This window comes from Sphingobacterium ginsenosidimutans, from assembly GCF_039536865.1.
GTDB lineage: Bacteria > Bacteroidota > Bacteroidia > Sphingobacteriales > Sphingobacteriaceae > Sphingobacterium > Sphingobacterium detergens.
This window is the reverse complement of the sequence record NZ_BAAAZK010000002.1, coordinates 404,602-420,111: the sequence shown is the minus strand read 5'-3', so window position 1 is coordinate 420,111 and position 15,510 is coordinate 404,602. Positions and strand designations below refer to the sequence as shown.

The window sequence follows — 15,510 nt, the reverse complement described above, 5'->3', positions numbered from 1 at the left end:
GAAAAATGGAAAACTTGACATATAGGGAGACTATTAAAATTTATGTGAACCAAGACGTAGAGAGTTATATCAAAACCTTAGTTTATGGTTTTCTAAACTCTCTTCAGAAAAATGCTACTATTTCCAATTATTTTTTCATTAGGTATAAGGATCAAGATGGATATCATTTGAGATTAAGACTGTTAAGTTCCGTGAAGACGAGTGAGTTGTTAAGATATTTAATAAAATATGATTCTTCCTATGATAATGAAATAAGATATAAAATTTCGGGTTATCGGGTAGAAGAATATTTGCCCGAAATTGAGCGCTATGGTGGTAAAGAAGGAATAAAAATTGCTGAGTCTTTTTTTTCTTACAATTCTAAATTTGTTGCAGGTTGTTTGAGAACTTCAAAGGATAATTCCTATAATGAGCGGTTGATACAGGCGATCATTGCAAATACTATAATAATCAATTCTTTTATACATAAGGATTATATAAATGATTTTCTTGAAATTTCTAAGCGACTGTGGATGGGGTTTATAGTAACGGATGAAGGAAGTGGTATTCCTGACATAGGTTCTGTATTTGATAAACGTTTTCAAGCGGCTAAAGATAATATGTTGACTGTTTATGATTACTGTATGTCAAATAAAAAGAGCGCATTGCACAAAAGATTAGAAAACCAATGTATTACACACCGAAAGGAATTTGAAAGATGTCTGACCTTAGTAACTAGTTTCGATTTTTTTTCTAAGCCTCTGTACGGAATTGTAGATTCCTTGATTCATATGAATAATAACCGTTTTGGGATAAGTAATTTAGACGAATCTTATGTTTCAAGTTTGATTCTTAATATGTTTAAATGCAAATGGAATTGAATAATATTAAACATGAAAAAGCGAAAGAATTTTTAGAGCGTCCACCAAGTTGGTTAACTAAATGGGGAATTTACATTTTTATCTTTGTGTTTGTCTCCTTTCTTTCTTTTGCATCCCTTTTTACAGTAGTCGAAAAGACCAGATTCGATGGGCTTGTGAAATTTGGGCCTGCCGAGTTTTTAATTACCCTTCCTCGGGAAGGGTGGTACAAAATGGTTGTCAAGGAAAGGGATTCAGTTAAAGCCAAAGAAATAATTGCATATCCCAAAGTTGGTTTTTCCTACGTAGAATTTTTAGAATTAAAACAATTTATGAAAAAATTATCAGATAGGAAGATTATTAAATTACAGCAATTTACAGATCTTGGAGAGTTACAGCAGTCATACGACGACTTTCTGCTACTATCATATAATCTTTTTGACTCATCTGATTCATTAATAAAATGGAGTTTAGCAAAAAATAGGTTTTTATCCAAATTAGAAGAGTTTGAACACGATAATATCATATATGCTCCTTGTGATGGCCTGGTAACCCTGAATAATATTCATGAATCTTTTTATGGTAATAAATTTCAAAATGTTGGAGAGATAATTCCTTCGGATTTTAGGCCAATGATAAAATTGACAATTCCAATTGAGGATATTTCTAAAATAGCTCTTAATCAAAAAGTCATTATAAAATTAAAAGACAACACCGTATCGAAATATAATAATTTCACAGGGTTTGTTTCCTTTATTAGTTGGAAACCGAATGATGGAAAGTATGGAGTTGAAGTAAGTGTGGATAAAGGCATATCGAGCAATTCATTTAAAAAGATACAGTTTTATCCAAAGATGAATTGTAGTATTGAAATCATTAAAAATAACGAAACGCTTTTAACCAAATTAATTAATAAAACCAAAATGTTATGATTTATTTGTCTGCCCAACCTGACGAACAATATTTTATATGGCAACTAAAGATTTTTTTACAAAGTCTGATCACTAATCAAAATGTTTCCCGTGATCAAATTCATATTTTATTAGGATATGATCCTATCGAAGGAGTATCTGAGGATACACTATATTTTATAGAAGAATATGGAGATATTGCGTCAATTTATGTTTACAAAGATGAAAGACCTAATAATATTTATTTATCTACATTAAGACCTCATATAATTAAAAAACATTTTCAACAATTTGATTATCTAAAAGATGAATCAATATTCTACCATGATTCGGATATTGCATTTACCCAAAAGATAGATTTTTCTCAATTCCTAAAAGATGAAATCTGGTATATGTCTGATGCAGGTAGTTATTTAAATGCAGATTATATTGTAAGTAAAGGAGGTAATGACCTATTGAGTGAAATGGCAGAAATAATAGGCATTGATCCCCAAATTGTTTATGATAACAACGAAAATACTGGGGGAGCACAATATATTATCAAAAGGACTGATGCTGGCTTTTGGGATAAAGTTGAACGAGATAGCGAATCCTTATATGATTTTTTAAATAAATTTGCATCTAACTCCCAGTTAGAAAATCCAATACAGTCCTGGTGTGCAGATATGTGGGCAATTCTATGGAATGCATATTACTTTAATTTCCCAACGAAAATTTCCTCTCAATTAGATTTTTGTTGGCCTTTAGAAAAAGATGATACCTGGAACACAAAATCTATATATCACGATGCTGGAGCAACATTAGAAAAAGATTCTCAAGGTTTTAATGTATTTGTAAAACATTATTTTCACAACTCATCTCCTTTTTATATTGATTTTGATAAGGATATTCACCCAGAAACAAATAGTTACAAATACGTTCAATTTTTTAAAAAAATTAAGAATTTCCACGAATTAAAAGACTCCTGTTTCTGTATTGCAATTAATAGTGACAATGAGCTTGAACTAACCGATTTATTGGAGCTTATTCGATTGATTAATAAGGTGTTTAATACCTATATTTTTATTCTTTCCTACGGAAAAAACAAACTTTTGCAGTTCGATTGTGAAAATGTGGTGTTGAAGCGTATAGAAAGTGTTAATGAAAATATTAGCTATTTAAATAATCAACTTTTTATAGAATTTCAGGATGAATTTAAAGCGTGTGGAATAAAATATTTGATATTTATTCGACCGCATCATCGTTTTCTAGCAGATCAAATATTATCAAGCATCCTTAGGCATCGCTCAAACAGGTATCAGTTCACCATACCACATAATGGAGAACTTTTTATCGTTCCAGATGAAATAGTCCCGTATAAAATCTACAAGGAGAGACATCCTTACTATACACTTAATACGAAGGCTGATTATGATTTTTTTATTGTTAACAAAGAAGTTTTCTCAATTGAATTAGAATGTTTGTATATAATTGGAAAAAATACCAATTCTAAAGTTCGATTCGAATTGTACAAAAGATATAGTAGAAATATTATAAATGAGCCACTCATTATTACTCAAAAGGTTGAATTTTCTAAAACGGAAGAACAGTCAAATATGAAATCTTATATCGCAAATCTATGAGAAATCAAATACTAACATGTTATAATAGCGTTGATAATTTGTTAAAATTGAAACCTGCTGAATTAACAGCAATTTCCAGCTATTTTTATTATAAATGCGCAATCTTTCTGGAAGATGATGAAATTCTTGAAAAGAGCGAGGAAAAGGTTCATGAGATTTTCAATTTGATGTTAAATGAAAATCTTTTTAAGATCAATTTTTGGGAAGGGTCTTTTGGTCTTCCTCTTTTGTTGACTGAATTGGAATATATAGGCGGAATTGAAAATGCTGAAGCGTATATCCACATCGTAAGGAATGCGTTTAAAAATTCAATGCCCAAATCCTCGAACTTTTTTTTGGGCGGTGGAGGCTGTATTTATAGTCTTCTTGAATCAAATTCGGATATTGATGAGATTTTCGACCAAGTTATTTATGGGCTTGATCTAATAGAGGTTAGTAATCAGAAATTTTATGTTGATTATAAAATTAAAACTGGAGAGAAGTTTTTGAATAGATTTGGTACAGAAAATATTAGCATTTATTTTCTTCATCTGATCGAACTTTGTAAGTTGTTTAGTGTAGAAAAGAAGATACGCTCACGGCTAAAGATAGACAAGGAACACAAGTTTCCATTTGATTTCTACGCTATATTTCAAATGATTACTGACAACAATTTTAGGGATATTATTACGGCTCATTTACTATTGGAAATGATGTTTATTCTTGCTCAAAATGTTAATCCCCATCATGATCCATCCATTGCTCAAATTTTCATGTATTTAGTCCGACATGCGGATAAGGTTATCTCTACGGTTAATAAAACAAATTTTTTTAATGCCCTTCAACTATATATACTGTTGGATCGATTATCAGAGCATATAGATAGCACTGATATTAAATGTAAAGTTATCGATGCCTTGCTAAAATATTTGGAAACAGGGAATGAAGACTTGAGTGTTAACGACTACTCGTTGGCGGGTTTACTATTTATAAGTATTTCTGAAAAGGAGACATTAAAGTCATGGTATAAATTGTGTGGGGGAGTTTAGAAAATGAGGACATATCCATTTTATATCCAGATGGACCAGATGGACTGTGGGCCAACATGTCTAAAAATGATTTGTAAATCCTACAATCTGGAAATTAGTATTAATAAGTTAAGGAGAATATGTAATAGAAATATTGATGGTGTTTCACTCAACGATATAGCTGAAGGTGCTGAAAAACTAAATTTCAGGACTATGTTGGCTTATTTTGACCGAGATGTTATCCACAAGTTACCACTTCCTGCAATAGTTCATTGGAATCAAGATCACTTTGTCGTCATTTACAAAGTTGGTAAAAAATCGGTGGTTATAGGCGACCCATCATTTGGGATTGTAACCCTATCGTTAGAACAGTTCTTTGAAAAAACAATCAGTACAAGATTGTCCAATAAGGATCAGGGTCTTATTCTACTATTGGAACCTTTGGCCGAACTTTATGAAGAAGATCATGATGATGGGGCAAATAAGATAGATATCTTATATTTTACTCGATTTTTCACTCCCTTTAAAAAGTACCTCCCACAGATCATCTTGACAATTATTTTCAATATGGGGATTGCTTTTTGCCTTCCCTTTATATCTCAATCTGTAATGGACTATGGGATTCTCGATTCAAATTTCAATTTCATCATATTGATGTTAATTTTCCAGCTGATATTAGGATTTAGCCAAATGTTTGTAGGTTTTATTAAAGGTAGGCTCTTTATGCATATTGGTAATAGGATTAGTATGAATTTGTTGTCTAACTTTTTGATTGTATTATTTAGAAAACCTTTCACCTATTTTGAAACAAAATCTATAGGCGATTTAACAAACAGAATGGGGGATCAAAGTAGTATTCAGGATTTTTTAACATCTTCCTCCTTGATTATAATATTCTCTTCAATCGAATTTATCGTTTACTCTATACTGCTATCAAGATATAACACCTCCGTATTATTAATTTTTATGCTTGGGAACTTTATTCTTATTGGATGGAATTTCCTCTTTTTAAAGAAGCGTAGAAAATTTAATTACATAGGATTTCAACAAAGCGCAAACGGTCAGAATATAACATATGATCTTTTGAACGGTGTTTATGAAATAAAACTGCAAAACTGTGAAATGCGGCAACGATGGAAGTGGGAAGAACAACAGGTTAAGCAGTTTAAATTGGCAATCAGGTCTATGGACTTGGCACAAATTCAAGAGTTTGGTTCATTTTTTATTGACAAGGCTAAGGCGGTATCCATTAGTTTGATCACTGCTGCTTTGGTTATTAACGGCAATATTACATTGGGGGTAATGATGTCGATTTCATATATTATGGGACAATTGCAGGGTCCTATCAATTCATTAGCCTCATTGACAAGTTCATATCAAAATGCAAAGATTAGTCTAGAAAGAATTCAAGAAGTTCATAATTCTGAACCTGATGATGTAAATAAAATGGGTGAAAACCACATTTTATCAAATGAAGTCCAGGATATAGAAATAAAAAACCTGAGCTTTAGGTATGACAAAAGCACTTTAGGTAAGGATATTTTAAAAAATATTTCTTGTACCATTCCGGCTGGCAAAGTTACTGCGATAGTGGGTGAGAGCGGGTCTGGGAAATCTACTTTAATTAAAGTATTACTTAAAATTTATCCGTCAGAAAATGAATCGATTAAAATAAATGATATAAATCTCAATGACCTTAATGATCAAGATTGGCGGGGTCTATGTGGTGTTGTGTCCCAAGAAGGTTATATTTTTAGTGATACCATTGCCAATAATATTGCTATTAGCTCAGCCGAAGTCAACGAGGAGTTACTTATAAATGCTAGTAAAGCTGCTAATATTCATTCGCATGTTGAAACACTTCCGTTAAAGTATAATACTAAAGTCGGGAAGGAAGGCAGAAAATTTAGTCAGGGGCAAACACAACGGTTACTAATTGCACGTCTACTTTATAAAAACCCAAAATATATATTTCTAGATGAGGCTACAAATTCGTTAGATGCAGAAAACGAAAGGTTGATTTTAGATAATATAAATACGCTATTTGAAGGTCGAACTAAAGTAATAATTGCGCACAGACTTAGTACGATTAAAAATGCGGACCAAATATTAGTGATGAAATATGGCGAGATAGTCGAAAGAGGAACGCATGCCGAATTAATATCTATGAAAGGATATTATTATCAATTAGTAAAAACACAACTTACTTAAAATATGAAAAAAATAGTAGCTTTAATGTGTACCTATGGACGATTTTCCTACGTACGCAGATCGATTGGATTATTTTTAAATCAAGATTATGAAAATAAACATTTACTAATTTACAACAATGCTCCCGCTCCATTGGTGCTAGATGTTTATAACGAAAATGTAACTATAATTAATAATCATATAGATTTGATTTCAAAGAGTGAATATACAGATGTTGGTACTGTTTTTAGGGATGCGTTGACTTATGTGCCTTCAGATGCTGATTATGTAAGTATTTGGGACGATGACGATATCTTCTTGGAGAACCACCTCAGTTCTGGAGTAAATTATCTCGAAATAAATAAAGAATACGAGGCTTGGCGTAAGAGATATTATTTTTATAAATCGGGCAATGATTATATCGAGTTGTTAGATGCCAATTCATACACCGAAGGTGCTTGTATAATAAGGAAAGATTTTTTAAATGAAATTGGCTTTTTTCTAAATACTTCTCTTGTCTATCATCATAAATGGTATTTTGAAGCTGAAGGTAGAGGACAATTTGCTGTTGCGGAGGATTTATTTCCAACATTTTGTATAGAAGCTGGGCAAGCGAATGTTGCTCATATCAGTGGTTTGTCTTCAAATGATGACCTGAATACTAGAAATGAAGTTAAACAGCGTTCTATTGATTTTGGTGATGGTAAAAAGTTAATTCCTTGGGGTGAAGAGATGGTTAAGGAATATTTAGACATATGTTTTTCAGATTTCAGGGATTAGAGATACATGAAATGCATTAGAAATCGGTATTTGCTCACTGCTAATTGATATAACAAATATGTATAAGCACTATATTGGGCAAATAATAAATTATTCACTAGAAAAGGAAATTTCATCTTTGGATGATATCAATATTACAAATGGATTAAGTGGAATAACACTATTATTGATAAAATATTATCAAGTCTATAAATGTGATTCTGTACTCAATAGTTTAGTAATTCTTTCTGAGAGAATCGATAGCACGTATGCAAAATTTGATATTTCTGTTGATTTTTATACCGGTCATTTGGGTATTGCATATATGTTTGCTTTACTATCAACAATAACAGATGATACTTGTAATGAAAAAAGGGTTGAAACGATATTAAGCAAGTTAGATTTTGATCAACCATTGAGCAGTAGTGATGTATTAGTTGGACATTCTGGGGTTCTTTTGGGCCTTATAAAACTTAATGAAATATATAGCCATGGGATTGAATTGAATGAAATATTAGTAAAGATCTTCAGGAACGCTAAGTTTGATAATATTTCGAATGGTGTTATTTTTGATAGGCGCCCCAATCAGCTGAAGGAATATTGTGGCTTCGCGCATGGAGTTAGTGGAGTAGCATATGTTTTGGCTGTTTATAGTAAAAACTCATGTAATGGAGATCTTTATAAGTTTATTCGCAGATGCTTAAAGTATGAAAATCATTATCTAACAACGTACGAGTTATGGCCTGATTTTAGAGCATTTCCGATTGTAGATTTAGAAGGAGCTATTTCTAGATATTTCGATACGGGGAAAGATGGGATTTCCAGTCATGTCAGTTGGTGCAATGGTTTTTCGGGAATAGGGATCAACAGAATTTTCCTATACAAACTTTTTGGCGATAAGGAGTTATTGGAAGATATCGAATTAGTTCGCAATAATATCTCTAAATATATATACAAACAAACGGATTTATCCGTCTGTTGCGGCTTAGGCTCTATGATGCTTTTTTTGTTGGTTGATTTTTTAATCCTAGATAACTCCCGGTCAAAAATAATTCTTGAAGAAATATTTCTTTCAAAGTTTTTGCAAAAAAAGGTCGATAGTTGTACTGATTATTCCATGTTTTATGGACTTTCTGGTATCCTTTATATTTATTTGTATTTTTTGGAGGGGGTCTCTGATAATAATTTTTTATTTTATGATCATCATAACCACCGGTATGAAAATAAGACAATTTTGTATGAAGATTTAATGATCAAATTGAAATATCCTGACCTTTATGCACGAATGGTATCCCAACAAATGATAGACTCAAAAATTTCATTTCGGGAATTCTTTCATACAATTCAACATAACGAATCTTTTAATTTTGGTTTGTATTTAGGAAAAAAGAAGCATTTTCATTTGAGAAAAAGTGTTTATTACAACAGTGAGATTTATGCTGAAGAAATTCTATGTAAACATTTTGCTGAATGCATTGAAAAAGAAGGTTTGAGTAAAATAATAGTAAAAATTGAATTGAAAATCAATGAAAGAATGTTTGTTGATAAAGGCGTTCAATCAATTCATTTAGAGGTCGTCAATATCTACTCTTCTAATAAGTTTGCTATTTCAAATCAATTATTCTCAATAATAAAATTGTTCAATTCTGATCTCACGATAACCGATTTTATAAAGAAAACAGAACTTAATGATAAGCTCTTGATTGCATCGTTTGTAAAAAATCAAATATTAATTCCTGTAAAAAGTGAGGCTAATCGTCTGACTATGAATAAAGTATTTGGCGGTGTGGATGATTTGCTGAATGTAATTGAATCCCATTAAAACTCATTAGCAGAAAAGATCTTTTGATTTGTACAACCATAAGTAAATATATTATATATTAATAGTGAATACATGAAAGTAACGGCAATAATGGCAACATGTGGGCGGCATTCTTTATGTGAAAGAAGTCTCTCGTTATTCTTAAATCAAACCTATAGCGATTGTGAATTAATCATTTTTCAAAATTCCGCAATTAAGCAGGATCTTTCTCCAGATGTGGATAGGAATGCAGTTAGATTGATCAATCAATCCATTGATAGTCTAACAAATTCGCCTTATAAAACACTCGGTGCTATCTATAGAGATGCATTTAGATATATAAGTGACGATACAGACATCGTAATTTTTTGGGATGACGATGATCTCTTTTCAAAAGATCATATAGAGAAAGGAGTAGATGGTTTCATCAGAGGCGGTAAAAAGGCTTATAAACCTGAATATTCATACTTTAGATACGATAATAATATTTCTTTGGAAGCGAATAATATGGAGCCTTCTATTTTTGTTGATCGAAAACATGTTTCTAATTTTGGTTTTTCGGAAACAACTACGGACCAGCACTTGAATTGGCTAAATCCGTTGCTTAGGGACGATGATATTTTTATTGACTCAAACGGTAAGCCCACCCTCATATATAATTGGGGAGACGATATATTTAGCTTTAAAACCAGCGCTGATTGTGAAAATCCAGAGAATTTTGACAATTATAGGAAGTACTCTTTCGATCATGGTGATAGAATTATTTCGCCAATTGAAATCGAAGCAGTTTACACGATGTTATCGAGCTATAAAATCGGTATATTATAGTAACATTTAAAACTACAAATTGTGATGGAGTTTTTTTAAAACTAAAAATCTGCTTGTAGAAACTCTTTGAATAGCTGCTTTTATATTCTTTTACGTTTTCTATTTTAAAGCATGAAAATTGCGCAATCGATTGATTGATTTTATTGTTTTTAAATTTAAATAATTCTTTTCATTTTTATAAAAAAGAACTCTATGTGTTTTTATTTGTGATTTTTTGTTTATAGACGATTAAATCATAATGAAAATTTAAAATATTTTTCATAGATAAATTTTTGAAGTATTAACCAATAACTTAAGAAGCCGTTGTGTATTATAAAGAGATGCCAGATCCGAGATATAGGATCTTTGCTGTTGAAAAATGCATTTTCTGTTTTACATAGCACGATAAGACCTAAATTTATTATGAGAAAAATAGTTGATGGAGATATTCGAAACAAAGAAAAGACAAAGAATAAACTAATTGAAGCTGTCGGAAAAATTATTGCTACCGAAGGATATTCAAAACTTGGAGTAAATAAAATATCGAAAATAGCAGAAGTTGATAAAAAGCTTATCTATAGATATTTTGGGAATTTTGATGAATTGATTAATGGTTATCTGAGAAAAAAGGATTTTTGGACAAATCAAAGTTCTATTGCATTGCAAAATTTGGAGTCAAATTTCGATGACTTTGGAAAATCGGTTATTAATGACCTTTTAATTGATCTATTTGATCATCTTGATCATATTGATGAATCAAAAAAAATTACGCTCTTGGAAGTTACTGAAAAATCTTCGCCAATAGAGCAGTTATCAGTCGAAAGGGAAATACTTAGGAGTAATTTATTTAAAGTTACTGATCCTTGGTTTATTGATAAATCGGTAGATTTAAGAGCATGTTTAGCTCTTATCTTGGGAGGAATTTATTATTTGACACTCCATGCAGATGCGACGGGAGTTACATTTTGTGAAATAAACGTAAAGGATGAATTAGGAAGAGAAAGGTTAACAAATGCTATCACGACTTTGATTAATTCACTTTATAGTATAAAATAGAAAAGCCTGAAGATTATGCCGTATATAAATAAGATTTTATAGAAAGTTGAGAATTACAAAATAAAATATAATTATATCCAAGAATGTTCCCAAAAGTGCGTAAGGATTCCATGCTTTGTGAACGATGTTGCTTGTTTTATCTCACTATAGTTATATTCAAAAACTTCTTTGACTTCAATTAAGCTAAAATCAATTTCTTGAAATTTCGACAAGGTTTTTCTCATTTGAAATGGTCCGGAGTATTGAGGAGTAAAAAAGCTATCTCTATTACCTTCTAAATATATATTGTTTATTTCTTGCACGATCTCCAAAAAATAACGTTCATTGGGTGGACTTGCAAAAAATTCTGACGCAATGGTGTAGTTAACCGGATCTATCAATACAAAACCATTTACTTCCTCATTGTATAGTGAAATAAAATGATCTACATTATTCAAATGTATATCCCAGTCAACGTAACAGCCTCCAAAGTGGTAGACAATTAAATAGCGCCCTATATCAGCAGCTTCCGCATAATTTCTTGCTGTGACAAAAGAGTTGTATGCCCAAGGATATTCATTTTGTATTAGATCAACTAACTTATCGAAATCCCAATATATAATATCAAAATTTTCTTTTTCTTTTAAACAAACCCAAGAATTTATGCATCGCTTTGCTAATTCAGAAGGTGTATTGAAACATATTTGGTGGATAATTTTTGGTATCATTGTAATTATAGCTCAAATTAATTCTTGTGTTGTTATGAAAACTTTTACTTATTTATATGGGGTTTAAATTATTCAGTTTATTCTCCATAAAAAAATCAAATTTCTCTTTATTAAAATAGTTTTGCCTGTTATTCTCAGTAATAAGTTTCTTTGCGAGTTGAGTATATTTGATGAAATCCTGATCTTTCAAAAATCTACTTTCTGTATTCAAGATAAGCCCTAAATAGTCTCTGGGATTATTAATAACCGATTGACTAAATATTGTAGTAGCGTAACCAAGCATGATTTTACATGCGGAATTAAACTGTTCCTCTCTCTTTTTGGTACTTATTTGATCGCTATGAAGGCGATATTTCAAAAGTGGGCTAGGTATGCTCCCAAATTTTAAACCGGAAAGAGTTGCATCAACCCATAACTTATAATCTTCCGCATGGTTGGCTAAACGATCGTAATAAAGTTTATTGAAATTAAGATTTTCTTTTCTCATTACAACAGTAGGGTGACAAATAGCGTTATGATGTAAAAACACCAACGAAAGATCTTCGTGGCATGTCGGAACATTTATTCGTTTTTGTGGAATAATGTTATTATTGTCGGACCTGGGTAGTATTTCATAGTCAGAGCCGACAATACTTAGCTCTGGATTTTGGTTGAGAAATTCAATTTGAAGTTCGAATCTGTCAGTACGGGATACATCATCACAATCCATTCGTCCTAAAAATTGACCTTTTGAAAAATAAATTCCTTTATTTAGAGACCGTATTATTCCCTCATTGTTTTTATTAGCTATATAGACAATTCTATTGTCATAAAAAGACCGAACAATTTCATCTGTTTTGTCCGATGATCCATCATTTATGATCACAAATTCAAATTCATAAAAGGTTTGAGTCAATATACTGTTGATTGCTGTTTCAAGATATTTTTCTCCATTGAAAATGGGCATTACCACAGATAATATGGGGCGATTTGTCATATGTGGCTTGTATTGAAAATAAAAAATAGAAATTTCAGTAAAATCATCATCGGATTTGTATTGGTACTTCATAAATAGGTTTTAACATATTTGTCTTTTTATGTTATATAATCGGTAATTAATATACGGTAAAAAATAATGTTTAAAATAGTAAAATATTTTCGAAATGCCATTATCCTGAAAAGTGTTTTATTAGCAACTTAATTTTTAATTCAGACCATCATACCGTTCTCTTAATATTTGGGGGTTAAGTCTTACACGTCAAAAGGGCCTGATTCTCATCAGACCCTTTCTCTTAGCGTTTACTTGTACAGTAATTTTTATGTTTCCTATCGTTTCCTCTTTTTTGTTTCGTCATCCAATGTTTTTAAAGACAATTGGATTTTCACTGTACGACGCCAATTTTTATGTAGTTCCTTTCTTTTGAAAGGTAGTTTGTAGCCGTTTTGTATAGTAAGAACAATAGTCGGTTTGAAATAGTTTTATTGGAGTAAATTATTTTTGATAACTTGAATCAGTTATATACAATGGAGGAGAACTTATACCATCATAAACTATTATCACATTATATCTCCAATTGGGGCGATGAATATCGTTCACTTATCTGGGAAAAAGGTCCTTATAAAGATTTGGGGGATCAATTTCGGGTCTTGGAATTTCCACCAACGCCGGAACGAAATATGTGGACTTATGCCACCTGTGGTATGTCTCATTTTGAGGATCAACTCTGTTTGGAACTACACATCTTTTCGGATGAGCAAGACCAAACACTAGTTGAGTCATTAATTGTGATAGCTCATTTTCATAGATTCCGCACACGTTTGGGACACTGGCACACCATCAATTGGGGAAGGGGATGGCGACTGAATTCTTCCTGCTCTTTTGCGTTGCTCTCTCAACCTTATTTGGATGGGGCCAAACTGGAAATCCTTGATCTTGAAGATGGAAAGTCTGTTTTTTTCTATTGGCTCGTGCCAATTACCAAAGAAGAACTTGTATTCAAAAAGGAATATGGAGCAGACAAGCTCGAGGAAATATTTGAAGAAAATGGATTAAATTATTTAGATCCTTTTAGGAGTTCCCTGGTTTGAATAAAGGAGTTATTTCGGGTGCACCTATTCGTGTGAATCTGTTTGAGGGGGGCGGGAAACTACTAGTTTATTAATGTACAAGAGTATAGTAGTTGGCTCAAGAATACCTTAGATATGCGCATGCAAAAGAAAGAAATTAGATGTTTAATAAAGTATGAAAATGTCGCACAAGGGATCTATAACTATAAAGTTTTCTTACCATTAAAAAGTGGTTGGAGCAATAATAGCTTAGTTACTTGTACAAATTGTGGGGAATTGTTTGTAATTGACTGGGAAAATCCAGAAACGGAAAATCTAAGTGTAAAACAAATTGCGGGTTCAACTTTATGTCCAACTTGTAATGTTGTTTTATCTATGTATTTGGCAGATTATCCTGCTACAATAAGAATTTCAGAAAATCAATTTGGTAGTTTCAATGATAAAGCTGTTTTCAATCAAGAGGAAGAATCGGAAATTGTAGACTTTTATGAATTAAGGCCATCACAAAAGGGCTTAAACTAATGAATAAGCAATGTGTAAAATAGATTTACTTTCAGATTTATCTCATGACATGATTACGGAGAAGATTACAGAATTAGAAAAGAGATGGGCAGAGTTGTTAAAAGGTCCTAAAAAATCAAATCAGACCGAAATTGGAAAAACAAAAATTACTGCTGCTGAATTGAAGCATCAATTGCTTCAAGATGAAGAATATCAAAAATGGCTTGGGGAAAAAGAAGAGATAAGAATAGCTCTTGAAGATGCTTATGCTGAAGATGAGAAGCCATTAATTGACGATTTGAGGCAAGTTGGGGTCAATGTGAAATCTGTGTGGAATTTAGTAAACACCAAATCAAGTTATAAATCAGCTATCCCGGTTTTGTTGACGCATTTACCAATGCAATATCATTTAAAAAATAAAGAAGGAATAATTAGAGCTTTAGCAGTGAAACAGGCGAGAGGGATAGCTTGCAGTGCCATTCTTGAAGAATATCACAAAACGTCAAAACATGACTTTAATTACCGTTGGCTTTTGGGTAACACCATGGCTGTCATTATTACTGCGGATTATATTGATGATGTGATAGCTGTTGTTCGGGAAAGAGATAATGGCGAGTCGAGGCAGATGTTTGTTAAAGCCTTGGCGAATATGAAGTCTCCAAAGATTAAAAATGTCTTTGAACAGTTATTGATAGATCAGTGTGAAGTAGTAAACAAGGAAGTTCAGAAAGCTCTAAAGAAAATAAACAAAATAACTGATGATTAAGCTGATTTGAAGCAGTTGTTCTCAGGACGAATGATTGAGAATAGAAAACGATTTTTTGTGTTTAGTCTATGTTCGTAAAAAAGTGTTTTGATTGGTTGGTTTGATGAAATCTGGCTTGTATAATGTATAGATGCCTACTTTAAAAATTAGAATTATGAAACTTGTCGATTTAGTAGGATATTTACGCCTTACCTATAAAATGATTTTTCCACCACCATCTATTTAATAGTAATGATATGACGCTTGGTTGTGGAAACGGTTTCTTTTTTTATAAGTTTCCCTGTTTTCCGTCAATATACCAAGATTGTTTAAAGTAATTATCGCTGTGGGACTGTCTACCTCCCCATTCCCGCCATTCACCGAGTTTTCCTGTCCGTTGGTCTAAAGCCCATAGGCTAGGGGCGTATTGTGTTGTAGTTTTGAATCAACAAATAAGAACAAAACAACTAACACAATAAAATAAAGACATTATGAACCATCATGAGTGTATTCAAAAGG

Annotated in this window: 14 protein-coding genes; 12 read left to right on the top strand and 2 right to left on the bottom strand. The window is 31.9% G+C overall.

Going from position 1 to position 15,510, the window contains the following annotated elements:
* Positions 1 to 5: 5 nt before the first annotated feature.
* From ABFX33_RS01585 to ABFX33_RS01545, 9 genes are all read left to right on the top strand, one after another.
* Positions 6 to 860, top strand: coding sequence for a thiopeptide-type bacteriocin biosynthesis protein (locus tag ABFX33_RS01585; RefSeq protein ID WP_346083867.1), 855 nt, complete (start codon positions 6 to 8; stop codon positions 858 to 860).
* Complete coding sequence (locus tag ABFX33_RS01580) at positions 851 to 1,771, top strand: HlyD family secretion protein (RefSeq protein WP_346083865.1); 921 nt, start codon at positions 851 to 853, stop codon at positions 1,769 to 1,771. The genes ABFX33_RS01585 and ABFX33_RS01580 overlap by 10 nt, the downstream gene beginning before the upstream one ends.
* On the top strand, positions 1,768 to 3,372 hold the full coding sequence (locus tag ABFX33_RS01575; RefSeq protein ID WP_346083864.1) for a hypothetical protein: 1,605 nt from the start codon (positions 1,768 to 1,770) through the stop codon (positions 3,370 to 3,372). Before ABFX33_RS01580 ends, ABFX33_RS01575 begins: the two co-directional genes overlap by 4 nt.
* Positions 3,373 to 3,419: 47 nt before the next feature.
* A complete protein-coding gene (locus ABFX33_RS01570) occupies positions 3,420 to 4,400 on the top strand; it encodes a hypothetical protein (protein WP_346083862.1) in 981 nt (326 codons plus the stop codon).
* A gap of 3 nt (positions 4,401 to 4,403) precedes the next feature.
* Positions 4,404 to 6,590, top strand: coding sequence for a peptidase domain-containing ABC transporter (locus ABFX33_RS01565; protein ID WP_346083860.1), 2,187 nt, complete (start codon positions 4,404 to 4,406; stop codon positions 6,588 to 6,590).
* A 3-nt stretch (positions 6,591 to 6,593) separates the two neighbouring features.
* Positions 6,594 to 7,349 carry a glycosyltransferase family A protein gene (locus ABFX33_RS01560; RefSeq protein ID WP_120259753.1) on the top strand — a complete coding sequence of 252 codons (756 nt, stop codon included), beginning with the start codon at positions 6,594 to 6,596 and terminating at the stop codon, positions 7,347 to 7,349.
* Positions 7,350 to 7,407: 58 nt separating this feature from the next.
* Positions 7,408 to 9,150, top strand: coding sequence for a lanthionine synthetase LanC family protein (locus tag ABFX33_RS01555; protein ID WP_346083859.1), 1,743 nt, complete (start codon positions 7,408 to 7,410; stop codon positions 9,148 to 9,150).
* A gap of 72 nt (positions 9,151 to 9,222) precedes the next feature.
* Entirely contained in the window at positions 9,223 to 9,957 is a 735-nt protein-coding gene (locus tag ABFX33_RS01550) for a glycosyltransferase family 2 protein (protein WP_346083857.1), read from the top strand.
* A gap of 402 nt (positions 9,958 to 10,359) precedes the next feature.
* Entirely contained in the window at positions 10,360 to 10,992 is a 633-nt protein-coding gene (locus ABFX33_RS01545; RefSeq protein ID WP_346083855.1) for a TetR/AcrR family transcriptional regulator, read from the top strand.
* A gap of 71 nt (positions 10,993 to 11,063) precedes the next feature.
* Here the strand turns inward: ABFX33_RS01545 and ABFX33_RS01540 are convergent, their stop codons facing one another.
* Positions 11,064 to 11,699, bottom strand: coding sequence for a glycosyltransferase family 32 protein (locus ABFX33_RS01540; RefSeq protein ID WP_346083853.1), 636 nt, complete (start codon positions 11,697 to 11,699; stop codon positions 11,064 to 11,066).
* A gap of 52 nt (positions 11,700 to 11,751) precedes the next feature.
* Positions 11,752 to 12,747, bottom strand: a complete 996-nt coding sequence (locus tag ABFX33_RS01535; protein ID WP_346083852.1) for a glycosyltransferase — start codon at positions 12,745 to 12,747, stop codon at positions 11,752 to 11,754.
* A gap of 455 nt (positions 12,748 to 13,202) precedes the next feature.
* Here ABFX33_RS01535 and ABFX33_RS01530 point away from each other — a divergent pair, with 455 nt between their 5' ends.
* The 3 genes from ABFX33_RS01530 to ABFX33_RS01520 all read left to right on the top strand — a co-directional run bounded on the left by ABFX33_RS01530 (position 13,203) and on the right by ABFX33_RS01520 (position 15,012).
* Positions 13,203 to 13,766, top strand: a complete 564-nt coding sequence (locus ABFX33_RS01530) for a suppressor of fused domain protein (protein WP_346083851.1) — start codon at positions 13,203 to 13,205, stop codon at positions 13,764 to 13,766.
* 120 nt (positions 13,767 to 13,886) lie between these two features.
* Positions 13,887 to 14,267, top strand: coding sequence for a hypothetical protein (locus tag ABFX33_RS01525; RefSeq protein ID WP_346083850.1), 381 nt, complete (start codon positions 13,887 to 13,889; stop codon positions 14,265 to 14,267).
* Positions 14,268 to 14,277: 10 nt separating this feature from the next.
* A complete protein-coding gene (locus ABFX33_RS01520; RefSeq protein ID WP_346083849.1) occupies positions 14,278 to 15,012 on the top strand; it encodes a hypothetical protein in 735 nt (244 codons plus the stop codon).
* The last annotated feature ends 498 nt before the right edge of the window (positions 15,013 to 15,510 follow it).